The organism is Niveibacterium umoris (assembly GCF_014197015.1).
In the GTDB taxonomy this organism is placed as follows: Bacteria; Pseudomonadota; Gammaproteobacteria; order Burkholderiales; family Rhodocyclaceae; genus Niveibacterium; species Niveibacterium umoris.
The window spans coordinates 575414-597143 of the sequence record NZ_JACIET010000001.1 but is presented as its reverse complement, the minus strand read 5'-3'; the positions used below and the strand labels follow the sequence as shown (position 1 = coordinate 597143).

Genomic DNA, 21730 nt, shown 5'->3' with positions numbered 1-21730 from the left:
TCGGCCTGATCGCGGCCTAAGCGCGGCCCAACCGCGGCCTCAGCGCGGCGGACAGGGATCGGGCAGCGCCACGAGGCCATGCCGCGCACGCGCGCGATTGCAGGCCGCGTTGCTGACACCGAGCCAGCCGTGCGGAGCAAACTCGCGGCACGGGCTAGGACGGAATTCGTAGATGCCGCAATGCACGGCCTCACCGACCTTGCCCACCAGCGCGACGCAGCGCGGGGCCGCGCGATCGGTGCCACGCATGCGACAGGTCGATGCGGTCTCTTCGTCGGCGAGCGCCTCCGGCACCATGCCGCCCGGCTGGTCGTCGCGTTCGGACATGTGAAAGCTGACAACGAAAGTGGCGCAGCAAGCACCGCAGGCACGACAGGCGTCACTCATCGCGCGCCACCCTCGTCTCGCAGGTCCAGTTGATAGCGCCAGAGGCTCTGCCCGGAATCGCGGTACTTGCGCTCGAAAGGGGTCAGCGGATCAAGAGCCTCGTAAAGCGCGGGCGCGCTCTCTTTGCCGGTGACGCGCGCCATCGCCCAAGCGAACTCGTCGGCATAGATCTGCCAGTTGGTACGCAGTTCGATCAAGCCGCCCAGTTGCGGGATGACTGGAAACACCGCGTGGCCGTGCCAGCGCCGCGACAGATGGCCGATCTTCGGCCAGGGATTCGGATACAGCAGGTAGTGGCGATCGAGCCGGATCTTCGCATCGCGCAACAGACGCCAGAAGTCCACCAGATCGGCGCGTACGAATCGCACGTTGTTCGTCTGTGCGTCGGGTTTGCCACGCGAGATGCGGTCCTCCGACTGATCGACGCCAATCACGAAGTGCTGCGGATGCGCACGACCGAGCGCGAGCGTGCTCCAACCGACGCCGCACCCTGCATCGAGCAGCAGCGGCGCGCGACCGTCCCAATCCGCCATCACCGCCTCATAGGCATCGCGGGTGGCCGCACCGATCGGTCGCTCGAAGCCACTCGCAAGGTGGCGTTGCAGCAGTCGATCGAGATTGCGGTGCACGCTGTCCTGCGCGCTGGTGATGCCACGCGAGTTGGCGTACATCAGGCAGCCGCCTCGAGCGAGATCGGCGCTCCGTGCCGGATCAGCGCGGCCTCGACGAGCCCGGCATCGCGCATCGGTCGAACTTCCGCGAGCAAGCGCGCCGCCTGCGGATAGTTGCGCTCGAGCAGGAACAACCACTGCTTCAGGCGCCCCGGTGCATGCCTGGCTTCGACCTTTGTCAGCACGGCGCGCCAGTAGACCGCGAGCAGACCCAGCAACTCGCTCCAGCATTCGGCAAGCGTCGCGGGCGCGGTACCGCGGATCCTGCGAGCAAGAAAGGGATCGGCCACGGCGCCGCGCCCGAGCATGACGTCGCTGCGGCCGCTTTCGCTGCGACAACGTCGCCAGTCTTCGACCGACCACACCTCACCGTTCGCCACGACCGGTACCTTGACCACGTCAGTGACGCGCGCAATTTCCGCCCAGTGCGCGGGTGGCTTGTAACGGTCTGCCTTGGTGCGGGCGTGAATCACGAGCTCCTCGGCGCCGCCGTCGGCAAGGGCCTGCGCGCACTCGATGGCGCGCGACGCATCGTCGATGCCAAGCCGCATCTTCGCGGTGAATGGAATGCCGCGCGGCACCGCCGCACGCACTTCGCGGGCGATGTCGAACAGCAGATGCGGCTCGTTCAGCAACGCTGCGCCGCCCCGATGGCGGTTGACCGTCGGCGCCGGGCAGCCGAAGTTCAGATCGATGCCCGGCGGCGCAAGCGTCGCAAGGCGTGCCGCGTTGTCACCCATGCAGGCGGGGTCCGAGCCGAGCAACTGCACCCGTACCGGCGTGCCCGCCAAGGTGCGGCCTGCATTGAGCAACTCGGGGCTGATACGGGTATAGCACCGTGCCGGCAAAACCGTACCCGACACCCGCGCGAACTCGGTCACGCAATGGTCGTAGCCACCGACGCGCGTCAGCACATCGCGCATCAGGTCGTCGACCATTCCTTCCATCGGGGCGAGCAGCAAGCGGGGCATCGGGTGATCCAGCGGTGTTGCGGAATTAGGGGGCCGCGCATTCTACCGGAGCGCTGGCGTGGGGGCTGGACAGCATGTCTTGCGGGCGCTTAGGCTGCAAGGCCATGCACACACCAGAACACTTCCAGCCTCAACACCGGTGGATCCTATGGAGCATCGCCGCACTCGTCGGCGCGCTCGTCGGCATCCTGCTCGTTCTGCACTACTTCGCGCCGATGCCGCCGCGAACGCTGACGATGACCACCGGCGCCCCTGGCGGCGCCTATGCCTTGTTCGCGGAACGCTACCGCGACGCGCTCGCAAAACAGGGCGTAAAGCTGGTCCTCAAGCCATCAAGTGGCACGATCGAGAACCTGCGTCGCCTGAAAGGCGTCGATGGCAAGGCCGATGTCGGATTCCTGCAGGGCGGGATCGTCCGCGAGCCGGAGTCCACCGATCTGGTCACGCTCGGCGCGATGTACTACGAGCCGATGTGGGTGTTCGTGCGCGGTGACCTGCAGGCGGACCGGGTAGCGCAACTGCGCGGCTATCGCATCGCAGTGGGCGCACAGGGCGGAGGCGCGCAATTGCTCGCACTCGAAATCCTCGCCGCCAACGGCATACCAACCGACGACCCGAACCTGCTGCCGCTGGGCGGTGACGCCGCCATCGCGGCACTGGCCAACGGCAAGGTGGACGCACTGATCACCGTGAACGGCGCGCAAGCCCCGATTGTCCAGAAGTTGATGAAGATGCCAGGCGTCCGGCTGATGGGCTTCGCCCACGCCGATGCCTACACCCGCCTGATGCCGCATCTGACGCGACTGACCTTACCGCGCGGCGCGATCGATCTGATCGCCGATCAACCACCGGAGGACCTCGCCCTCGTCGCCCCGACTGCGAACCTTGTCGCGCGTAGCGACCTGCATCCGGCGCTGGTGGCGTTGCTGATGCAGACCGCGCAGGAAATCCACCGTGCGCCGGGGCTGTTCGAGAAAGGCAATGAATTTCCGGCCGCGCGCGACCACGAGCTTCCGGCCAGTTCCGAAGCCACCCGCTTCTACCGTTCCGGTCCGCCGCTACTGCAACGCGTGCTGCCGTTCTGGGCCGCGGTGCTCGTCGACCGGTTGATCTGGACGTTGTTGCCGCTCATCGCGATCCTGCTGCCCGCCCTGCGCATCGTGCCCGCGCTGCTGCGCTGGCACGCGCGTTCGCGCATCTACCGCTGGTACGGCGAACTCAAGTTTCTCGAGGAGGAAGCGCGCCGTGGTGAGGCGAAAGACGTGCCGCGGTGGCAAACGCAACTGGATGCAATCGAACAACGCGCGCTGCGCCGCAAAGTTCCGCTCGCGTATGCGAACGAGTTGTACATCCTGCGCGAGCACATCGCTCTGGTGCGCGGCTTCATAGAATCGCGCGCAGAAGTGCAGTCCACCTTCCGACGCGATGCCGGAAATGCGAAGGGCTGACCACTTGGTCAGCCCTTCTGATGGTTGGCGGAGTGGACGGGACTCGAACCCGCGACCCCCGGCGTGACAGGCCGGTATTCTAACCGACTGAACTACCACTCCGCGCTTGAACTGCTCTTTCGGACCAGTGTTCAGCCTGTTCCGAAATCAAAGGCAGCTTGCGCTGCCCTCGCCAACAAGTTGGCGTCCCCACGGGGATTCGAACCCCGGTTATCGCCGTGAAAGGGCGGTGTCCTAGGCCTCTAGACGATGGGGACCCGGTACAACTTTCAAATAAAAAAGGCTGTCGCTGGAACAGCCCTCTTCAAAACTGGCGGAGTGGACGGGACTCGAACCCGCGACCCCCGGCGTGACAGGCCGGTATTCTAACCGACTGAACTACCACTCCGCGCTTGAACTGCACTTTCGGATCAGTGTTCAGCCTGTTCCGAAATCAAAGGCAGCTTTCGCTGCCTTCGCCAAAAACTTGGCGTCCCCACGGGGATTCGAACCCCGGTTATCGCCGTGAAAGGGCGGTGTCCTAGGCCTCTAGACGATGGGGACCCGGTACAACTTTTTCTTTCGCAAGCTTGTTTGGTGGAGGTAAGCGGGATCGAACCGCTGACCTCTTGCATGCCATGCAAGCGCTCTCCCAGCTGAGCTATACCCCCGCCGCGAAAGAGATGAGATCATAGACTATGAAACAGGGGACGTCAACCCTGACTTGCGATTGAAACGCACAAAATGCGGCCCATCCCGCGTCCGGGAGGATCACAGCACTTTTCCCGGATTCATCAGACCATCCGGATCGAAGGCCCGTTTGATCCGTTCCATCAGATCCATTTCAAGCGCGGACTTGTAGCGACGAATCTCGCCCCGCTTGAGCTGACCGAGCCCATGTTCGGCGGAAATCGAGCCGCCCAGTTCGTGTGCCAGATCATGCACGATCCGGTTCAAACCACCCCACTCGGCCAGCAGTTCAGCATTTTCATCCGCCGCTGGTTTCGAGCAGTTGTAATGAAGATTGCCGTCGCCGACATGGCCAAACGCAACAATGCGGATGCCCGGAAACGCGGCAGTCAACGCAGCGTCGGCCCGACGCAGGAACTCCGGGATGCGGCTTACAGGCACCGAAACGTCGTGCTTGACGCTGACGCCCTCGTGGCGTTGCGCTTCCGAAGCGTTTTCGCGCAGGCCCCAGAGCGCCAGACGCTGAGCCTCGCTGCTGGCGATCGCCGCGTCCAGCACAGCGCCCGACTCCATGGCGGGCGCAAGCACCGACTCGAGGATCCGATCAAGCGCCGCATCCACCCGGGTGTCAGAAAGTTCTACCAGCACCGACCACGACGGGATTTCTGCCAACGGATTCTGCGCCCCGGGGATGTGGCGCAGCACCAGCGCCAGGGTCATCTGACTCATCAGCTCGAAGGCCGAGAGCCGCTCGCCGCACTCGGTGCGGAAACGGCGCAACAACGCCACCGCCGCAGCCGGGTCTGTCACCGCGACCCATGCCGTGCAGACACTGCGCGGCCGTGGCGAAAGTTTCAGCACCGCCGCGGTGATCAAGCCGAGGGTCCCTTCTGCCCCCAGGAACAGGTGCTTGAGGTCGTAGCCGGTGTTGTCCTTGCGCAACGCGCGCAGGCCGTTCCAGACCTGCCCGTCTGGCAGCACCACCTCGAGTCCGAGCACCAGATCCCGCGCGTTGCCGTATCTCAGGACGTGGACTCCGCCCGCATTGGTCGACAGGTTGCCGCCGATGCGGCAGGTCCCTTCCGACGCCAGCGACAATGGGAACAGTCGGTCAGCTTCAGCTGCGGCCGCCTGCACCTCGGCAAGCGTGCAGCCGGCTTCGACGGTCAAGGTGTCGTTATCGGTATCCAGCGCACGAATGTGGTTCAGACGCTGCAGCGAGATCAGCACGGCCTTGCCGCTATCGTCCGGCGTCGCCCCCCCGCACAGGCTAGTGTTTCCGCCCTGCGGCACCATCGGCGCACCATGCGTCCGACACAGTCGCACGACCGCTGCAACTTCTTCAGTCGTGGCCGGGCGGACCACCGCCTGCACCCGCCCGGTGTAGCGGCCGCGCCAGTCCTGCAGATAAGGCGCCTGATCTGCGTCCGCGGTGATCACGTGCGGGCCGCCAAGCAAGGCGACAAGTTCAGCGACTAGATCCATGCAACTCCCGGCAAGACGTCCTCATGAGCCGCTTGGGTTGGGGTTCAATCCTCGATGATCTGTGCGTACAGATCGTGCACGTCGACATCGGTAACGCGTACGCGCGCGTACTCCCCGACTTCCAGATCGGTGCCGTCAGGAATGATCACCAGCCCGTCGATTTCCGGCGCGTCGCCCATCGAACGGGCCACGGCACCCTCGTCGTCGACTTCATCGACCAGCACCGTGATCTCACGGTCTAGCATGCGCTCGAGTCGCTGCGTGGAGATGTCCTCCTGATGCTCCATCAGGCGATCGCGCCGCTCCTCGCGGACTTCGTCGGGCAACTGACCGTCGAGTTCATTGGCGGTCGCGCCTTCAACCGGCGAATATGAAAAACAGCCGACGCGATCGAGTTGCGCCTCGGAAAGCCAATCCAGCAGTTCGTTGAAGTCTTCCTCGGTTTCACCCGGGAAACCGGCGATGAAGGTGCTGCGAATCGTCAGATCGGGGCAGATCTCGCGCCAGCGGCGGATACGCTCCAGTGTGTTCTCGGCCGCAGCCGGGCGCTTCATCCGCTTGAGCACCCGGGTGCTTGCATGCTGAAAGGGGATGTCGAGGTAGGGCAGGATCTTGCCCTCTGCCATCAGCGGGATGATGTCGTCGACGTGCGGATATGGATAGACGTAATGCAGCCGCACCCAGACGCCCAGTTCGCCGAGCGCCTTGCACAGGTCGTACATCTTGGTCTTGACCGGGCGACCGCCCCAGAAGCCGGTGCGGTACTTGACGTCGACGCCATAGGCACTGGTGTCCTGCGAGACGACGAGGATTTCCTTTACGCCGGCATCCACCAGCGCTTCGGCTTCCTTCATCACTTCGCCGATCGGTCGTGACACGAGATCGCCGCGCATCGACGGAATGATGCAGAAGCTGCAGCGGTGATTGCAGCCTTCGGAAATCTTCAGGTAGGCATAGTGCTGGGGCGTCAGACGAATCCCCTGCGGCGGCACCAGGTCGATGAAGGGATCGTGCGGCTTGGGTAGATGCTCGTGCACGACGCTCATCACCTCTTCGGTGGCATGCGGGCCAGTGACGGCAAGCACCTTCGGATGCACCTGCTCTACGATGCCCTGCCCGGCCGCATCTTTCTTGGCACCGAGGCAACCGGTGACGATCACCCGCCCGTTCTCGTGCAAAGCCTCACCGATCGCATCCAGCGATTCTTCCACTGCGGCATCGATGAAGCCGCAGGTATTCACGATCACCAGATCGGCGCCATCGTACGAGCCAGAGATGTCGTAGCCCTCGGCGCGCAGACGCGTGAGGATGTTCTCGGAGTCGACCGTGGCCTTCGGACAGCCGAGGCTGACAAAACCGACGGTGGGAGTGCGGGATGGGTTATTCATGGTCGATGCCTTGCTTGATTGCTGTGCGATCTGCGCCCAGGAATGACTACGGCCTCCCGAGCGAGAACTTTCGTTCCACGCACCGAGAGGCCGTCGGGCGACTCGCGAAAGGCGCGCAGTTTAGCGCTTCGGCGTCACCTTGTCCTGATCGTCCGTCGCAACCGTTCCAGCCGTTTGGCCGGGGTTAGGAAACTGGAAGCCCGAGAAGAGGTTGCGGGTCTGGCTTTCGACCTGTTCCTGCATCTGGCTGAACATCTTTTTGCTCTGGTCGATGTAGGCGCCCATCATGCTGTGCAACGCCGGCCCCTGGAAGTTGAGGAACTGGGTCCACAAGTCACGGCTCATCGGGTTGTTTTCACCGTAGATCGACTTGGCGTGCTCCTGCAGTTTCGACTGCAGGTCGGTGAACGCGTGGATGTTGTTCTCAAGGTACTTGCCCATCATCCCCTGCATCGCGTTGCCGTAGAAACGGATCATCTGCGACAGCAGATCCACAGTGAACATCGGGGCGCCACCGGACTCTTCTTCGAGAATGATCTGCAGCAGGATGGCGCGGGTCAGATCTTCGTTGGTCTTGGCGTCTACGACCTGAAACTCTTCCTGATTGACTACCAGTTCCTTCACATCGGCCAGCGTGATGTAAGAACTCGTGCGCGTGTCGTACAGCCGTCGGTTCGGGTACTTCTTGATGAGCCTGAGTTGTGCCATGACGGTCTCCTCCCTCGTTGTCGGACGGGTCTTCGTTGTTGTGCGGCGTAGTGTATAGCACTGCACAAACAAAAAGGGCTCCGCCTTTCGCGGAGCCCTCTTGCGGCCGTGTGCGGCGCATCACGCCATGTGCAGACCACCGTTGATGTTGATGGTGGCGCCAGTGATGTAGCCAGCCGATTCCGACGCCAGATAGGCGCACAAATCGCCGATTTCTTCCGGCTTGCCAAGTCGGCCGGCGGGAACGGTCGCCACGATCTGGTCACGTACTTCCTGTTTGATCGCCATGACCATGTCGGTGCCGATGTAACCCGGCGCCACGGCATTGACGGTCACACCCTTCTTGGCAACTTCCTGGGCAATCGCCTTGGTGAAGCCGAGGATGCCAGCCTTGGCCGCCGAATAGTTGGCCTGGCCGAACTGGCCCTTGACCCCATTCACCGACGAGATGTTGATCACCCGGCCCCAGCCACGCTCTGCCATGCCGGTCAGAACCTGATGGGTCACGTTGAAGATGCTGTCGAGGTTGGTCGACATGACTGCATCCCACTGCCCCTTGTCCATCTTGCGGAACGTGGCGTCACGGGTGATGCCCGCGTTGTTGACGAGCACATCGATCGGGCCGATCTCCGCCTCGATCTTCTTCACCATCGCAGCGCACTGCTCGTAGTCGGTGACGTCAGCCTCGGCGATCTCGAAATCGAAGCCTTCAGCGCGCGTCGCTGCCACCCATTCGTCCTTGATCGGCAGACCCGGCAAGTAGTTGGCAACAACCTTGTACCCGTTCTTGTGCAGCGACTTGCAGATTGCGGTGCCCAATCCGCCCATACCCCCGGTGACCAGGGCGACTTTCTTCGACATGATTGTTTCCTTTGCCTCGGTTATAAAACCTGTTCAATCCGGTGTTGCGCCGAGGCCCGACGCAGCACCGGATACCGCTCTCGCGGCGCGGTCAGAACATGTGCTGGCCGCCATTGATCGATATGTTCGCGCCGGTCAGGAACGCCGCTTCGTCAGACGCCAGATACGCCACCAGACCGGCAATCTCTTCCGGCTTGCCCAGCCGGCTGACCGGAATCTGCGGCAGGATCTTGGAGTCGAGGATCTCCTGCGGGATCGCAGTCACCATCTTCGTGCCGATGTAGCCCGGGCTGATCGTGTTCACGGTGACACCATTCTTGGCCACCTCGAGCGCAAGAGCCTTGGTGAAACCATGCATGCCGGCCTTCGCGGCCGAATAGTTGGTCTGGCCAAATGCACCCTTCTGGCCGTTGACCGACGAGACATTGATGATGCGACCCCACTTGCGTTCGACCATGCCGTCCATGACCTGCTTGGTCATGTTGAACACGCTGTCGAGGTTGGTATGGATCACGGCATCCCAATCGGCCTTCGTCATCTTCTTGAAGGTCATGTCGCGCGTGATGCCCGCGTTGTTCACCAGCACGTCGACCGGACCGATGTCCTTGGTCACCGCTTCAATGCAAGCCTTTGCCGAGTCGAAATCAGTGACGTCGCACGGATAGGCCTTGAAGCCATATCCCATGTTGTTCATTGTCTGCAGCCAATCGTGCGCCTTGGTGTTGCTGGGCGAATAAGTCGTCACGACGTGGTAGCCGAGCGCCGCCATCTTGATGCAGATCGCCTCACCCAACCCCCCCATGCCGCCGGTTACCAGAGCAACTCGAACCATTTGCTTCTTCTCCTCTCGTTGTTGAGGCGACCCTCGCTCCATGAGCCATGTCGCATCCATTGCAGTGCCGGCGTGACGCGATTGCGCCGGCACCTGACGATGCAACCGACACGTGGAACGGGTGACGGCCTTTGGCGGGCATATTCGAATCCGGACGCGTCCCGCGATGCGCGACCGGCTACTCCTTCCTTGCCCGCCTCAGGCGGGTTCTTTCACATAGCGTCCCGGTGCGGGCTCGATGACCTTGAACCGTCCGGCACCCGGCCGTTTCGGCGCAGCGACCAATGATCCACTGCGTGCCTTGAGCCATTCCATCCAGTGCGGCCACCAACTACCGCGCCGCTCCTCTGCGCTTGCCAGCCATTCATCAGCAACCGCGGTCGAATTCTCGCCGACCCAATAACTGCGTCGATTCTTCGCTGCCGGGTTGATCACACCGGCGATGTGGCCGCTCGCGCCGAGCACGAATGTCGTCTCGCCGCCGAGCAGCTTGCGGCCGAGATAGGACGAGTGCCACGGCACGATGTGGTCTTCGCGGGTCGCGAAGATATAGGTCGGGCAATCAACGCGCCCCAGATCGACCGGAACGCCGCACATCTGCAGGCGCCCCGGCACCCGAAGGTTGTTTTCAAGGTACATGTTGCGCAGATACCAGGCGGCGAAAGGCCCTGGCAGATTGGTGCTGTCGGAGTTCCAGTACAGCAGGTCGAATGCCGGAGGCGCATTCCCCTTCAGGTACTTGTCGACGACGTAATTCCAGATCAGGTCGTTCGGGCGCAGCGCAGAGAAGACGCTGGAAAGCTCCCGCCCCGCCAGCAAGCCACCCTTGCCAATCGTGTTCTCGCGCGTCGCAACGCTGCCTTCATCAACGAAACACGCCAGGTCGCCGGGCTCTTCGAAATCAAGCAAAGTAGTCAGCAGCGTCAGGCTTTCGACAGGAAGTTCGGCCTTCGCTGCGGCCACTGCCAGCGCACTGCTGGTCAGGGTGCCGCCAACGCAAAAGCCGAGAATGTTCGGCTTCGGGCATTTGCTGATTTCCTGCACGGTTTCGATCGCTTCGAGCACACCGTGTTCGATGTAGTCGTCCCACCCCAAGCGGCCCTGTTCCTGCTTCGGATTACGCCATGAAACAAGGTAAGTGGTGATGCCCTGCGACACCGCGTACTGCACGAAGGAATTCTCGGGCTGCAGATCGAGGATGTAGTACTTGTTGATGCAAGGCGGCACGATCAGCAGCGGCACCTTGCAGACCTTCTCGGTCTGCGGCGCATACTGGATCAGTTGGATCAGTTCGTTCTCGAACACCACCGCCCCCGGGGTCACCGCAAGATTACGGCCGACCTCGAAAGCGCTCTCGTCAGTCATCGCGATGCGCCCCTTCTCGAGGTCCGCGATGATGTTGAGGATGCCGCGGGTAATGCTCTCGCCTTTGCTTTCGACCGCCTGCTTGACGAACTCCGGGTTCGTGGCAGCGTAATTGGCCGGGCTCATCGCTTCGACGTACTGGCGCATCAGGAATTGCAGACGCCCCTTGGCCTGCTTGTCGGCAACCGGAAGCACGTCCGCCGCGCGTGTCAGGAACGACGCGTTGATAAGGTAGGCCTGCCGCAAATAATCGAACACCGGGCTCTCTGCCCAGGCCGGCGCAGCGAAGCGTCGATCCGCCTCGGCGGGTATGACCGGCGTGTAGGCCTCACCCGGTTTGCGGTTGACCAGGCCCGACCACAGTCGGGCGTGCTGCTCTGCGATTTCCTGTTGCAGCTTGACCAGCGGCTCGGAATCCGCCGTCGCAGCTTCAAGCGGAGCAATCTGGATCCCGGCCTGCTTGAGCATCTCCTGTTGCCGGGAGACAAATTCGAACATCCCCTGCATCATTCCCTGACCAGCCTTGAGCCAGACAGAAGGATCAACGCCAGGTTGTTCATTGGAAGCCGTCATTGTGTTCTCCGCATCAAAAAGCTCGGCGCTGTCCTGCTGCACCGGACTGCATTACAGCCCAAGCAGCTAGAACTGGCGCCGGTTTCGCTTGATTTTTGCACCGCACAAAACACCAGGTCAAGCACAAACCCGTGACGCTTGCGCCTGGTCAATGCCCCAGCCAAACCATGTACATCATCGCAATCGCCTGGATCTATGTCGCCTTGATGGCCGCTGTCGGAGCCGAATCGATCGTCGGCGGCATCATGACGTTTTCCGGTTTCATTTTCCCGCTGGCCCTGATCCTTTGGCTCGGCGGTAGCCGCGCGCGCCGGCGAAGGCGCGCAGAAAAAGAAGCACTGGAAGACCAGCCAGTCACGCCGCCGGAAGATTCCCCTCCATCCAGATAAAGGCGCCCATCCTGCCGCTGCGCCCATCGCGCCGGTAGGAGTAGAACGATTCACGATCACTGACCGTACAGCGTTTTCCTCCGAACACCGCTCCCGCACCCACGCCCGCGCGTGCCAGGCGTGCCTTCGCGAGCCCGAACAGATCGGCCATCCAGCGGTCGCCCTCACCCGCGGCAAAACAGTCCGCATCTTCCGGACTGGATTCGACGAATGCCGCGCGCACTTCAGGCCCGACCTCGAAGTGCTTCGGCCCGATCGCCGGGCCAAGCCATACCAGCAGATCCTCAGGCGCGACGTCCATCCGCGCAATGGTTGCCTCCAATACACCCGCATGCAGGCCCCTCCAGCCCGCATGAGCGGCCCCGACCACGCTACCCGCGCGGTTGCAGAACAACACAGGCAAACAATCAGCGACCATCACCACGCAGACCGCGTTCGCTTCGCGCGTCGTCGCGGCGTCAGCGATTCGGCTCAGCGGCGCATCAGCGTCCACCACCTGCGTGCCATGCACCTGCTCGAGCCAGCAAGGCTCTGCCGGCACATGGGCACGCACGCGCTGGCGGTTCGCAGCGACAGCAACCGGGTCGTCGCCGACATGCGTCCCCAAGTTGAGACCAGCGTAGGGCGGCAAACTGACGCCACCCTTGCGGGTCGAGAACAGCGCCCGTACGTTGCGCGGGGCAGGCCATTCCGGGATAAGCCACTCAGTCATGCGCGCCCCCGGCCGAGCGTTTCAAGCAGGCTGGCAAAGTCAGGCGGCAAGGCGGTCTCCCATGCCATTGCCTCGCGCGTCGCTGGATGAATCAGACCGAGCCGCCACGCATGCAGCGCCTGACGGTGAAATACCGGTTCGCCCCGGCCGCCGCCGTAGAGCGTGTCACCAACCAAAGGGTGACCGAGGTGGGCCATATGCACCCGGATCTGATGCGTACGCCCGGTTTCGAGCGCGCATTCGACCAGGGTGCAGCGTTCGAAACGTTCGCAGACTTTCACGTGCGTGCGTGCTTCGCGCGCCCCGCTCACCACCGCCATGCGGGTGCGCTGCGTGGGATGGCGGCCAATTGGCGCATCCACAATGGTGTCGCCGGCGACGCTGCCGCGCACCAGTGCGTAGTACTGGCGCTTGACGGTTCGAGCCTGCAACTGCCGCACCAGATCGGTCTGCGCGATTTCATTGCGCGCCACAACCATCAAGCCGCTGGTGTCCTTGTCGAGTCGGTGCACGATCCCCGCGCGGGGCAGCAGGCGGGCGTCTTCGGCATGGTGCAGCAGCGCATTGAGCAAGGTGCCGCTCCAGTTGCCGCTACCCGGATGCACGACCAGTCCGGCAGGCTTGTCGATGACAAGAATGTCGGCGTCTTCATGGATGATGTTCAGCGGGATGTCTTCCGGCGCCGAAGCCACCACCTCCAGTGGCAGCGCTTCTGCCAGCTCGAGGCGCTCCATGCCGCGCACCTTGCGCTTGGGGTCATCGACCAAGACGCCATCTATCGTCAGACGCCCCTCCTTGATCCAGCCTTGCAAGCGCACGCGCGAGTGCTCTGGAATCAGATGCGCCAGCACCACGTCAAGGCGGCTCCCGGCCTCTTCAAAGGGCACGGTCAGGCTTCGTACGACCCCTTCGTCCAGGTCCGGTTCAGCGCTTCCGCTATAATCCGCGCTTTGCTTAGTCACAGGTGCTTTGATGCCGTTTTTGCGAGCGCGTAGTGTAGCCGCAAGCTTGCTGGTTCTGGTTTCGCTGGCTGGCTGCTCCACGCTGACGTCGTGGTTCGAGTCGGACAAGGGCGGCAAGATCGACCAGCGCCCGGCCGAAGAGATCTACGCAGAGGCGAAAGAGCTGCTCGAATCCAGTTCGTACGATCGCGCGGTCAAGCTCTTCGAGCAGTTGGAAGCAAAATACCCTTACGGCCGCTATGCACAGCAGGCGCAGCTGGAAATTGCCTACGCCTGGTACAAGGCACAGGATCCGGCACAGGCGCTTGCTGCGATCGAGCGCTTCATCAAGCTGCACCCGAACCACCCCAACGTCGATTACGCGTACTACCTGAAGGGCCTGATCACCTTCAATGAAGACCAGGGATTCATGGGGCTGGTCGGTCAACAGGATCTGACCGAACGCGACCCGAAGGCTGCGCTCAGCTCCTTCGACGCCTTCAAGGAACTGGTGACCCGCTTCCCCGACAGCAAGTACGCGGAAGACGGCCGTGTGCGCATGGGCTATCTGGTCAACGCCCTGGCGCAGCACGAGATCCACGTCGCGCGCTACTACCAGAAGCGTAACGCGCAACTGGCGGCGGCGAACCGCGCGCAAGCCACGATCAAGAACTATCCGAATTCGCCCGCGGTCGAAGAAGCGCTGGCGATCATGATCAACAGCTACGACCAGCTCGGCATGAAGGATCTCGCAGCCGATAGCCGGCGCGTGCTGGCGCTCAACTTTCCGAAGAGCCGCTACATTGCCGATGCGTCGCCCGCCGCCCGGCCGTGGTGGAAGATCTGGTAACAGGCTGAAGGGTGGACGACGCGGTCCTCCGCTCGCTCGCCCGCTGGCCGAACGTCCCTGCCTGTTTCGGCTGGCTGTCGCTGGACCGCCAGGGGCGCTGGCGCTTGCAGGACACAGTCGTCACGCATCGCGGCTTTGCCGAGTTCATCGGCCGCAATTACCAGTGTGACGAAGCCGGACGATGGTTCTTCCAGAACGGGCCGCAGCGGGTTTTTGTTCGGCTCGACTACACGCCCTGGGTATTCGGGCGCGACCTCTCCGATGCCTCGCGCCTGCTGACCCACACCGGGCGCCCGGTAACACCGCAAACCGGCTGGGTCGACGAATCCGGTGCCGTCCTGATCGAATCCGATGCCGGTATCGGCCTTCTCGCCAGCCAGGATCTCGTGGCGCTGTCCGACGCACTTGAACTCGACGACGACCTGCGGCATGGCTGGCTGACGTTGGGTGTGCACCGACTCAAGCTGGCGCCGATTGAATCGGGCGACGTTCCAAAACGATTCGGTTTCGACCCGTCGCCCTGCGAGTAGCAATCCGCTTCTGCCGGGCCGGCAGCCTCACACGCTGTGCATCAATTTCCGCCAAGCCACCCCTGGCGAAGCTTCGCCGCCCCCTTTGCCGCCTTAGCCTCGATCGACAACTTGAGCGTCGTCGTCAGTGGCGCAGCCAGCGTCAGGCTGGTCTCGTACAACTCGTCACGACGGAACAGATGCAGACGCAGTTGGTCGCCGGCCTTGTGACGCGTCAGTCTCGCCTCCAGCCCACCGGCCTTCACCCGCAAACCATCAACCGCGATCAGCAGGTCGCCGGCAGAGATGCACGCAGCGTGTGCCGGCCCACCGCTAAAGACCTGAGCGAACTTGACCGACTCGCCTTCAGTGGCAAGTTTGGCGCCAACATACGGAACCTCTCCCTCCGCCTGCCACAGCGCACGCACGCCGAAAGGTTTGAGCAATTTCTCCAAAGGCAGGTCTTCCACGCCCTCGGTTGCAGAACGCAGCAAGCGGGTGACATCGATTCCGGTGGCTTCACGGATGATCCCCGGCATCGCGTCTTCCGCCACGCCATCGCCCGCCCCGTGGCGCGCCCACAGCAAACGCATCACATCGTCGAGCGACTTTCTGCCGGCGCTCTTCGCACGTAGCGTCAGATCCAGTGCCAGCGCCACCAGCGAGCCCTTGGCGTAGTAGCTGACGATCGCATTCGGCGCGTTCTCGTCCTGCCGGTAGTACTTGATCCATGCGTCGAACGACGACTCGGCCACCGACTGCACCGCGCGCCCGGCCCCACGCGCAACAGCGCCGGCGGTCTTAGCGACAAGCGCCAGGTATTCGTCGTGCGAAACGAGGCCGGCCCTCACCAACGCCAGGTCGTCGTAGTAGGAGGTGAAACCCTCGAACAGCCACAGCAGCCGGGTGTAGTTTTCCTGCTGCAGGTCGTAGGGCGCAAACGCCGCAGGCTTGATGCGCTTGACGTTCCAGGCGTGGAAATACTCATGACTGCACAGACCAAGGAAGCCGCGATAGGCCTCGGTGGCGTCCTTCATCCCCGGAAAGGGCAGATCGTTGCGCGACGCCAGCAGCGCGGTCGAATCGCGATGTTCGAGTCCGCCATATCCATCGCCCACGACGGTAAGCATGAAGACATAACGTTCGAACGGCGGCGGCGCGTCGCCAAACAACGCACACTGGGCTTCGCAGGCGCGCGCGACATCGGCGGCGAGTCGTGCCAGATCACAATCGTGCCGACCGTTGATCGCAAAGTCGTGCGACACACCGCGCACCTCGAAACTGACCCAGCTTAGCGCCCCCATCTCGACCGGATGATCGATCAGCGCATCGTAATCGGGCGCCTCGTACCAGCCGAAGCCCTTGCGCTTCGCGCCGCCGCGACCAGCCGCTTCGGGCAGCGAGGTCGCGACGGACCAGCCGCGAACCCCGACCGGGGCATCGATGCGCACCCGATGCGGCGCTTGCTCACGGCCCTCGACACGCAAGAAGACCTGCGTGCCGTTGAAGAAGCCATGCGTGGCGTCGAGGTGGGCGCATCGCACCGAAAGGTCCCACGCGTACACCGCGTAGGTCAGACGCAACACCTTTGCACCGGCGGCGACGCGACCGAGCACCCAAGTGTGCTTGTCGGCCTTGTCGACCTTGACCGCGACACCGTCACATTCGCCCTTCAGCCAGACGATGTTGCGCGCGAACTCGCGCACCATGTAACTGCCAGGAATCCAGGCAGGCAACAGGAAACGCTGACCGCTGGCGGGCGTGTCGATTTCCAGCGTGACTTCGAAGAGGTGGGCAGCCGGGTCGGCCGGCGTAATCGTGTAGCGAACGGGCTGCAACGCGGACAATTGAATCCTCTGGGGTGCTATGTCTTGTTATGGGCCGGGCCTGCCGAAAGCGGCCGGTGGTCGGGATTGGCAGCGCAGCAGAGGCGCGCAGCACGGCAATTTTTCATCATGCCCGTTTGGCCCGCCAAGAATCCTTCGGGGACGCGGCAGTCACATGCGAATTGGCGACCTTGCAACACGCACGGGACCTGTGGCGCTTGTGCCTATACTCCGCCCGATACGCATAACGATGGCCAACCCACCCAGACCGCACCAATGCTCCATTGGCTCCCGCCCCACCCGCCGGGTTTCCCGCCCCTCGAACACGCGCTGCCCGAGCCGAACGGTTTGCTTGCAGCGGGCGGCGCCCTGACGCCTGAGTGGCTCCTCACCGCGTACCGGCAAGGCATCTTTCCGTGGTTTGCGCCGGGCGACCCGATCCTGTGGTGGAGCCCCGATCCGCGCATGGTGCTACTGCCGGGGGAAATCCGTGTCACGCGATCACTGCGCAAGGCGTTGCGTCGCGGCGATTACGAGATCCGCTGCGACACCGTGTTTGCCGATGTGATCGAGGCCTGCGCCGCGCCCCGCGAGCCGGGTGGCGGCACCTGGATCACCGAAGCGATGCATGCCGCCTACTGCCAGATGCATGAACTCGGCTGGGCGCACAGCGTCGAAACCTGGGTGGATGGAGAACTTGCCGGGGGCTTGTACGGCATGGCGATCGGAAAGGTGTTCTTCGGCGAGTCGATGTTCGCGCGAAAAACCGACGCTTCGAAGCTCGCGCTCGCCCATCTGGCGCGCGATCTTGAACGGCGGGATTTCCGGGTGATAGATTGCCAGATGAATACTGCACACTTGGCCTCGATGGGTGGCCGCGAAATCGCACGAAGCGCCTTTTCGCGACTGCTCGCAATGCATGCCGGGCCGGACGCGACAGCTGCAAAATGGGGCGCGACACAGATGCAGGACATCGACTGGGGGAACGCAGAGAGATGACGCTACTGAAGGATCTGCCCTACGCCTTCCTGCAGTTCTACGCGACCGCGCCGTATGCCTGCTCCTACCTGCCCGATCGCATCGCGCGATCGCAGGTGGCGACCCCCGGCCACATGATCGACACGCCGCTCTACAGCGACCTGCTCAGGAACGGTTTCCGCCGCAGCGGTGTCTTCACCTACCGGCCGCATTGCGACACCTGCCGCGCCTGCGTGCCGGTGCGGGTTCCCGTTGAACGATTCGAGCCTTCGCGCAGCCAGCGCAGGGCGATCGCGCGTAACACGGCGCTGGTTGCCGCCGAACATCCGCTCGTCTTCAACGAAGAACACTACGCGCTGTACCAGCGCTACCAGGCAAGTCGCCACGCGGGCGGTGGCATGGATCAGGACAGTCGCGAGCAGTACTCGCACTTCCTGCTGCAAAGCCACATCGACACCCGCTTGATCGAGTTCCGCGAAAACGGTGTGCTGCGCATGGCCAGCATCGTCGACTGCCTCACCGACGGGCTTTCCAGCGTCTATACCTTTTACGATCCCGACCTCGAACCGGCGAGCCTCGGCACTTACGCGATCCTGTGGCAGATCGACGCCTGCCGGCGCGCCGGCCTGCCCTATCTCTATCTGGGGTACTGGATTCGCGAGAGCCGCAAGATGAACTACAAGGCCCGCTTCAGGCCGCTCGAAGGCCGCGTCGACGGCCTTTGGCGCGAACTGACGGCGCGCGATTTCGAAACGCTCGGCTGATACCTGCCCTTGGTAAATGAGCGGCGCGTCTTGAGACGTCGGTGCAGCCACGAGCAAAGGCCTGCCTGGATGACGCCACGCGGCCAATTCATTGAAGCCGAAACAAGCCTCGCCACCCCTTGCTTATCAATGCCATAGCCCGCCGGGATCCAAAGCCCGTAACGCCGTGCTGCGCCGGTTAGACCGGAAGCCAAGCACGCCTTTGCGATTTGTGTGACCGAACGAAACAGCGGGCTGGTGCCCGCTGTTTCGGTCTGCCACGTCATTCAAGCGGTATGGCGACGATATGCGAGCAAAGCGAGTGCAGCGCCAATCAGGCCCAACGACGCCGGCTCTGGCGTTTCAAAGGGCTTATCGGTGATCGAGAACGAGACGTTGAAAGTGTTCGCCTCGCTCTCTACGGTGGTGAAGCCAATACAGCCATTGGCGACCCCCACGGCACGGCAGGCCGCATCGCTGAGCACATCGACGCCCGCCACCAACAGTTTCGCGTTGTAGAAGCCGTACTCTGGATACTCAAAGGTCTGATTGAAGGTCTTGTCCAGTGGATTGAATCCAGCGCCAGCAACGTCAATCACGAAGATATCGTTGCACGGAGTCGGGCTCGCCACTGTGCAGGGCAAGACGTTGTCGGTTTCAAGGTAATGGATCGCAAACATCAGGGCCGGCGCATCAAACGGCGGCAAATCCGGCACCAACGGATCGAGTTTGAGGATGTTGAACAGCGTCGCACTGCGCAGCGAGGGCGCATAGATCGGGAAATTGTTGTGCACGACACTCATCGTCGGCACCGAAGATCCGTTGGTTGTCAGCACGCCGCTCACCGATCCATTCGTGGCCGCGCCGACGGACAACGACGATTGCCCCCCACCGGGGACCGCGGGGGTCCCCCACGAAAGCTTCGAATAAACGTCGCCGATCGTCGAGAAGTCGTACGAGCCGCCAGTCTGGAGGCTGATCAACCCGTTCTCACCACTCAGGCGCGCATTGGCAGCACTCCCTGTGATGCCAGCAGTACTGTTGTTGGTGTCGCGATAGGCGATGAAGCCTGAATCAGTTGTAAAGCCCCAGCTAGAAATCGGGGCCGCGAATGCAGACGCGGAAGCAAGGCTCAGTCCCGCAAGGACCATGCCGCCCAGCAGTTGGAATTTACGTTCCATGACACCCTCCCGTTGTGAACTAAAGCGTTCTCATTCGGGTTGAAGCATCACGTGTTCCACGATCTCAAGTCGCTAAATATATGGTCACTTTTTATGACAGGACGGAACGCCGCATGAAACAGTAAGAAACACCGACGCGCCCCGGCCATTTCCGGTCTTCGCGAAAACCGAAAGACGCCCATGGGCGCCTTTTGGTTCACCGCCCAAAGCGAACGTCACAGTGCGAAATGGCAACTCACCACGCGGGTCTCCGAGACCTTTCGGGCCTCAGGGTACGACTGTTTGCACTCGTCACGCGCCTGCGGGCATCGCGGATGGAAGTGACACCCCTGCGGCGGGTTCGACGGCGAAGGCAGATCACCTTTCACCGGTTTGACCGAGGTATTCGCAGCGGACGCATGGATGTCCGCACGCGGCACCGCGGCCAGCAGCGCCTGGGTGTAGGGATGCCGCGGAGACTTCAGCACCTCTTCGGCGCTGCCCTGCTCCACGATCCGGCCCAGGTACATCACCGCCACATCGTGTGCCAGATACTCGACCACGCCGATGTTGTGGGTGATGAAGAGGAAGGCCAGCCCCAGTTCAGACTGCAGTTCCTGCAGCAGATTCAGGATCTGCGCCTGCACCGACACATCCAGCGCCGAGGTGGGTTCATCGCAAACGATCAGCTGCGGTGACACAGCCAAAGCGCGCGCCACAGCGATCCGCTGGCGCTGGCCGCCGGAAAACTCGTGCGGGTAGCGGTCCACCATCTCGGGCCGCAAACCCACTTGCTGCATGATCTGCAGGATACGTTCGCGTCGCGCAACGGCGTCGCCACCGATACCGAGCGCTTCCATGCCTTCGTCGATGATCTCCGAAACACGCAGTCGTGGATTGAGCGATCCGAACGGATCCTGAAAGACCATCTGCATCTTCGAACGCAGCGCGCGCAGTGCGGTCGGATCGAGCGATCCGATATCGGCACCGCCCAGCGCGGCGCTACCGCCGGTAGGTTCGATCAGGCGCAGAATGGCCTTGCCAGCGGTAGTCTTGCCGCAGCCGGATTCACCGACCAGCGCCAACGTCCGCCCAGCCTTGAGCGTCAGGCTCACGCCGTCCACCGCTTTCACATGCCCGACGGTACGCTGGAACACCCCACGCTTGATCGGAAAGTGCACCTGCAAGCCTTGCACTTCGAGCAGCGTATCGCCGGCACGCGTCGGGGGTTTTGCCTCCTGAACCTTGCTCGCCACCGCACCGGATGTGCGGCCCTGCTCGACGGCATCGAAGAGGTGGCAGCGCACGCGCTGACCATCGCCCAGTTCGTACCAGCGTGGCGCTTCGCCGCGACAACGATCCCAAGCGTGTTCGCAGCGGGCCGCGAAGCGGCAACCGATGAAATCGGTCGTCAGCGGCGGCACCGAACCCGGGATCGTGGCGAGCTTGCCGCTCTGGCGATGGCCTTCGGGCAGCGCCTCGAACAGCTTGACCGAATAAGGGTGGGCGGGTTTGGCAAAGAACCGATCGCGCGGCGCCTCTTCGATCAGGTGTCCGGCGTACATCACGCCGATGCGGTGCGCCATCTTCGCGACCACGCCCAGATCGTGGGTGATCAGCATCATCGCCATGCGCTGCTCGCGCTGCAGATCCGCCATCAGGTCCAGCACCTGCGCCTGGATCGTCACGTCCAGCGCGGTGGTCGGCTCATCGGCAATCAGCACCTTGGGCTTGCCGGCGAGCGCCATCGCGATCATGACGCGCTGCTTCATGCCGCCGGAGAACTGGAACGGATATTCGGTCAGGCGACGCTCGGGATCGGGGATGCCCACCTGCTTCATCAGCGCGATCGCTTCAGTGCGCGCCGCTTCACCCTTGAGGCCGCGATGGATCGCGAGCACTTCGCCAAGCTGCTGGCCAACCGTCAGCACCGCGTTCAGGCTGGTGCCCGGCTCCTGGAAGATCATCGCCAGGTCGCCGCCGCGCACGCGGCGCATCTGCGCTTCGGTGAGGTTGCACAGATCGCGCCCGCCCATCTGCACTTCGCCGCCGGCGATGCGGCCGGCGGGCGGCAGCAGTCGCATCAGCGACAGCGCGGTCATCGACTTGCCGCAGCCCGATTCGCCGAGCAACGCGAAGGTCTCACCAGCACGCAGTTCGAAGCTGACGCGATCGAGCGCGCGCACCACGCCGCGTTCGCTGTCGATGTGCATCGAGAGCTCGCGCAAGGCGAGCACGACATTCTTTTCGGTGGTGTTCATCGG

Annotated in this window: 20 protein-coding genes and 5 tRNA genes; 6 read left to right on the top strand and 19 right to left on the bottom strand. The window is 63.0% G+C overall.

The window, feature by feature from the left end:
* Positions 1 to 39: 39 nt before the first annotated feature.
* From GGR36_RS02625 to GGR36_RS02615, 3 genes are read right to left on the bottom strand one after another with little or no spacing between them, the layout of a single operon-like run.
* The gene (locus GGR36_RS02625; RefSeq protein WP_183631563.1) at positions 40 to 387 is read right to left on the bottom strand and encodes a YkgJ family cysteine cluster protein; all 348 of its coding nucleotides are present in this window, start codon (positions 385 to 387) and stop codon (positions 40 to 42) included.
* A complete protein-coding gene (trmB, locus tag GGR36_RS02620) occupies positions 384 to 1061 on the bottom strand; it encodes a tRNA (guanine(46)-N(7))-methyltransferase TrmB (RefSeq protein WP_183634872.1) in 678 nt (225 codons plus the stop codon). The genes GGR36_RS02625 and trmB overlap by 4 nt, the downstream gene beginning before the upstream one ends.
* Entirely contained in the window at positions 1058 to 2029 is a 972-nt protein-coding gene (locus GGR36_RS02615) for a tRNA dihydrouridine synthase (RefSeq protein WP_183631561.1), read from the bottom strand. Before GGR36_RS02615 ends, trmB begins: the two co-directional genes overlap by 4 nt.
* Positions 2030 to 2133: 104 nt before the next feature.
* Here GGR36_RS02615 and GGR36_RS02610 point away from each other — a divergent pair, with 104 nt between their 5' ends.
* Positions 2134 to 3477 (top strand): TAXI family TRAP transporter solute-binding subunit, encoded by a 1344-nt coding sequence (locus GGR36_RS02610; RefSeq protein ID WP_183631559.1) that lies wholly within the window; start codon positions 2134 to 2136, stop codon positions 3475 to 3477.
* A 25-nt stretch (positions 3478 to 3502) separates the two neighbouring features.
* Here GGR36_RS02610 and GGR36_RS02605 read toward each other — a convergent pair.
* The 11 genes from GGR36_RS02605 to GGR36_RS02555 all read right to left on the bottom strand — a co-directional run bounded on the left by GGR36_RS02605 (position 3503) and on the right by GGR36_RS02555 (position 11358).
* Positions 3503 to 3579 (bottom strand) — tRNA-Asp (locus tag GGR36_RS02605).
* Positions 3580 to 3658: 79 nt separating this feature from the next.
* Positions 3659 to 3734: transfer RNA gene (locus tag GGR36_RS02600), tRNA-Glu, on the bottom strand.
* A gap of 54 nt (positions 3735 to 3788) precedes the next feature.
* Positions 3789 to 3865: transfer RNA gene (locus GGR36_RS02595), tRNA-Asp, on the bottom strand.
* A gap of 79 nt (positions 3866 to 3944) precedes the next feature.
* A tRNA-Glu gene (locus GGR36_RS02590) sits at positions 3945 to 4020 on the bottom strand.
* A gap of 31 nt (positions 4021 to 4051) precedes the next feature.
* Positions 4052 to 4127, bottom strand: a tRNA-Ala gene (locus GGR36_RS02585).
* A 100-nt stretch (positions 4128 to 4227) separates the two neighbouring features.
* The gene (locus tag GGR36_RS02580; RefSeq protein WP_183631557.1) at positions 4228 to 5631 is read right to left on the bottom strand and encodes an FAD-binding oxidoreductase; all 1404 of its coding nucleotides are present in this window, start codon (positions 5629 to 5631) and stop codon (positions 4228 to 4230) included.
* 44 nt (positions 5632 to 5675) lie between these two features.
* On the bottom strand, positions 5676 to 7019 hold the full coding sequence (gene rimO, locus GGR36_RS02575; protein WP_183631555.1) for a 30S ribosomal protein S12 methylthiotransferase RimO: 1344 nt from the start codon (positions 7017 to 7019) through the stop codon (positions 5676 to 5678).
* A 120-nt stretch (positions 7020 to 7139) separates the two neighbouring features.
* The gene (gene phaR / locus GGR36_RS02570) at positions 7140 to 7727 is read right to left on the bottom strand and encodes a polyhydroxyalkanoate synthesis repressor PhaR (RefSeq protein ID WP_183631553.1); all 588 of its coding nucleotides are present in this window, start codon (positions 7725 to 7727) and stop codon (positions 7140 to 7142) included.
* A 120-nt stretch (positions 7728 to 7847) separates the two neighbouring features.
* Positions 7848 to 8588, bottom strand: a complete 741-nt coding sequence (gene phbB, locus GGR36_RS02565) for a beta-ketoacyl-ACP reductase (RefSeq protein ID WP_183631551.1) — start codon at positions 8586 to 8588, stop codon at positions 7848 to 7850.
* Positions 8589 to 8679: 91 nt separating this feature from the next.
* Entirely contained in the window at positions 8680 to 9420 is a 741-nt protein-coding gene (phbB, locus tag GGR36_RS02560) for an acetoacetyl-CoA reductase (protein WP_183631549.1), read from the bottom strand.
* Positions 9421 to 9618: 198 nt separating this feature from the next.
* Positions 9619 to 11358 carry a PHA/PHB synthase family protein gene (locus GGR36_RS02555; RefSeq protein WP_183631547.1) on the bottom strand — a complete coding sequence of 580 codons (1740 nt, stop codon included), beginning with the start codon at positions 11356 to 11358 and terminating at the stop codon, positions 9619 to 9621.
* A 167-nt stretch (positions 11359 to 11525) separates the two neighbouring features.
* Here GGR36_RS02555 and GGR36_RS02550 point away from each other — a divergent pair, with 167 nt between their 5' ends.
* Positions 11526 to 11747 (top strand): hypothetical protein, encoded by a 222-nt coding sequence (locus GGR36_RS02550; protein ID WP_183631545.1) that lies wholly within the window; start codon positions 11526 to 11528, stop codon positions 11745 to 11747.
* Here the strand turns inward: GGR36_RS02550 and pgeF are convergent.
* The gene (gene pgeF / locus GGR36_RS02545) at positions 11713 to 12459 is read right to left on the bottom strand and encodes a peptidoglycan editing factor PgeF (protein ID WP_183631543.1); all 747 of its coding nucleotides are present in this window, start codon (positions 12457 to 12459) and stop codon (positions 11713 to 11715) included. The genes GGR36_RS02550 and pgeF overlap by 35 nt on opposite strands.
* Entirely contained in the window at positions 12456 to 13352 is an 897-nt protein-coding gene (locus tag GGR36_RS02540) for an RluA family pseudouridine synthase (protein WP_420847485.1), read from the bottom strand. The genes pgeF and GGR36_RS02540 overlap by 4 nt, the downstream gene beginning before the upstream one ends.
* Before the next feature lie 79 nt (positions 13353 to 13431).
* On the opposite strand from GGR36_RS02540, the gene GGR36_RS02535 reads away from it, so the two are divergent.
* Both GGR36_RS02535 and GGR36_RS02530 read left to right on the top strand, forming a co-directional pair.
* The gene (locus GGR36_RS02535; RefSeq protein WP_183631539.1) at positions 13432 to 14250 is read left to right on the top strand and encodes an outer membrane protein assembly factor BamD; all 819 of its coding nucleotides are present in this window, start codon (positions 13432 to 13434) and stop codon (positions 14248 to 14250) included.
* Positions 14251 to 14261: 11 nt separating this feature from the next.
* Positions 14262 to 14780: a DUF2946 family protein gene (locus GGR36_RS02530; RefSeq protein ID WP_183631537.1), complete on the top strand. Its 519-nt coding sequence runs from the start codon at positions 14262 to 14264 to the stop codon at positions 14778 to 14780.
* 41 nt (positions 14781 to 14821) lie between these two features.
* Here GGR36_RS02530 and GGR36_RS02525 read toward each other — a convergent pair whose 3' ends face one another.
* The gene (locus tag GGR36_RS02525) at positions 14822 to 16597 is read right to left on the bottom strand and encodes a M61 family metallopeptidase (protein WP_183634871.1); all 1776 of its coding nucleotides are present in this window, start codon (positions 16595 to 16597) and stop codon (positions 14822 to 14824) included.
* 264 nt (positions 16598 to 16861) lie between these two features.
* Here GGR36_RS02525 and aat point away from each other — a divergent pair, with 264 nt between their 5' ends.
* Both aat and GGR36_RS02515 read left to right on the top strand, forming a co-directional pair.
* Positions 16862 to 17584 (top strand): leucyl/phenylalanyl-tRNA--protein transferase, encoded by a 723-nt coding sequence (aat, locus tag GGR36_RS02520; protein ID WP_183631535.1) that lies wholly within the window; start codon positions 16862 to 16864, stop codon positions 17582 to 17584.
* Positions 17581 to 18327 (top strand): arginyltransferase, encoded by a 747-nt coding sequence (locus tag GGR36_RS02515; protein WP_183631533.1) that lies wholly within the window; start codon positions 17581 to 17583, stop codon positions 18325 to 18327. The genes aat and GGR36_RS02515 overlap by 4 nt, the downstream gene beginning before the upstream one ends.
* A gap of 266 nt (positions 18328 to 18593) precedes the next feature.
* On the opposite strand, the gene GGR36_RS02510 is transcribed toward GGR36_RS02515, so the two are convergent.
* Together GGR36_RS02510 and GGR36_RS02505 are read right to left on the bottom strand one after the other, a co-directional pair.
* A complete protein-coding gene (locus tag GGR36_RS02510; RefSeq protein WP_183631531.1) occupies positions 18594 to 19487 on the bottom strand; it encodes a THxN family PEP-CTERM protein in 894 nt (297 codons plus the stop codon).
* A gap of 215 nt (positions 19488 to 19702) precedes the next feature.
* On the bottom strand, positions 19703 to 21727 hold the full coding sequence (locus GGR36_RS02505) for an ABC transporter ATP-binding protein (protein WP_183631529.1): 2025 nt from the start codon (positions 21725 to 21727) through the stop codon (positions 19703 to 19705).
* Between the last annotated feature and the right edge of the window lie 3 nt (positions 21728 to 21730).

Coding starts and splice junctions, on each gene's coding strand:
- phbB (WP_183631551.1), bottom strand. CDS start 8,588: ATGTCGAAGAAAGTCGCCCTGGTCACCGGGGGTATGGGCGGATTGGGC.
- GGR36_RS02515 (WP_183631533.1), top strand. CDS start 17,581: ATGACGCTACTGAAGGATCTGCCCTACGCCTTCCTGCAGTTCTACGCG.
- pgeF (WP_183631543.1), bottom strand. CDS start 12,459: ATGACTGAGTGGCTTATCCCGGAATGGCCTGCCCCGCGCAACGTACGG.
- GGR36_RS02610 (WP_183631559.1), top strand. CDS start 2,134: ATGCACACACCAGAACACTTCCAGCCTCAACACCGGTGGATCCTATGG.
- GGR36_RS02580 (WP_183631557.1), bottom strand. CDS start 5,631: ATGGATCTAGTCGCTGAACTTGTCGCCTTGCTTGGCGGCCCGCACGTG.
- GGR36_RS02625 (WP_183631563.1), bottom strand. CDS start 387: ATGAGTGACGCCTGTCGTGCCTGCGGTGCTTGCTGCGCCACTTTCGTT.
- GGR36_RS02550 (WP_183631545.1), top strand. CDS start 11,526: ATGTACATCATCGCAATCGCCTGGATCTATGTCGCCTTGATGGCCGCT.
- phbB (WP_183631549.1), bottom strand. CDS start 9,420: ATGGTTCGAGTTGCTCTGGTAACCGGCGGCATGGGGGGGTTGGGTGAG.
- GGR36_RS02510 (WP_183631531.1), bottom strand. CDS start 19,487: ATGGAACGTAAATTCCAACTGCTGGGCGGCATGGTCCTTGCGGGACTG.
- GGR36_RS02505 (WP_183631529.1), bottom strand. CDS start 21,727: ATGAACACCACCGAAAAGAATGTCGTGCTCGCCTTGCGCGAGCTCTCG.
- phaR (WP_183631553.1), bottom strand. CDS start 7,727: ATGGCACAACTCAGGCTCATCAAGAAGTACCCGAACCGACGGCTGTAC.
- GGR36_RS02615 (WP_183631561.1), bottom strand. CDS start 2,029: ATGCCCCGCTTGCTGCTCGCCCCGATGGAAGGAATGGTCGACGACCTG.
- GGR36_RS02555 (WP_183631547.1), bottom strand. CDS start 11,358: ATGACGGCTTCCAATGAACAACCTGGCGTTGATCCTTCTGTCTGGCTC.
- aat (WP_183631535.1), top strand. CDS start 16,862: ATGCTCCATTGGCTCCCGCCCCACCCGCCGGGTTTCCCGCCCCTCGAA.
- rimO (WP_183631555.1), bottom strand. CDS start 7,019: ATGAATAACCCATCCCGCACTCCCACCGTCGGTTTTGTCAGCCTCGGC.
- GGR36_RS02535 (WP_183631539.1), top strand. CDS start 13,432: ATGCCGTTTTTGCGAGCGCGTAGTGTAGCCGCAAGCTTGCTGGTTCTG.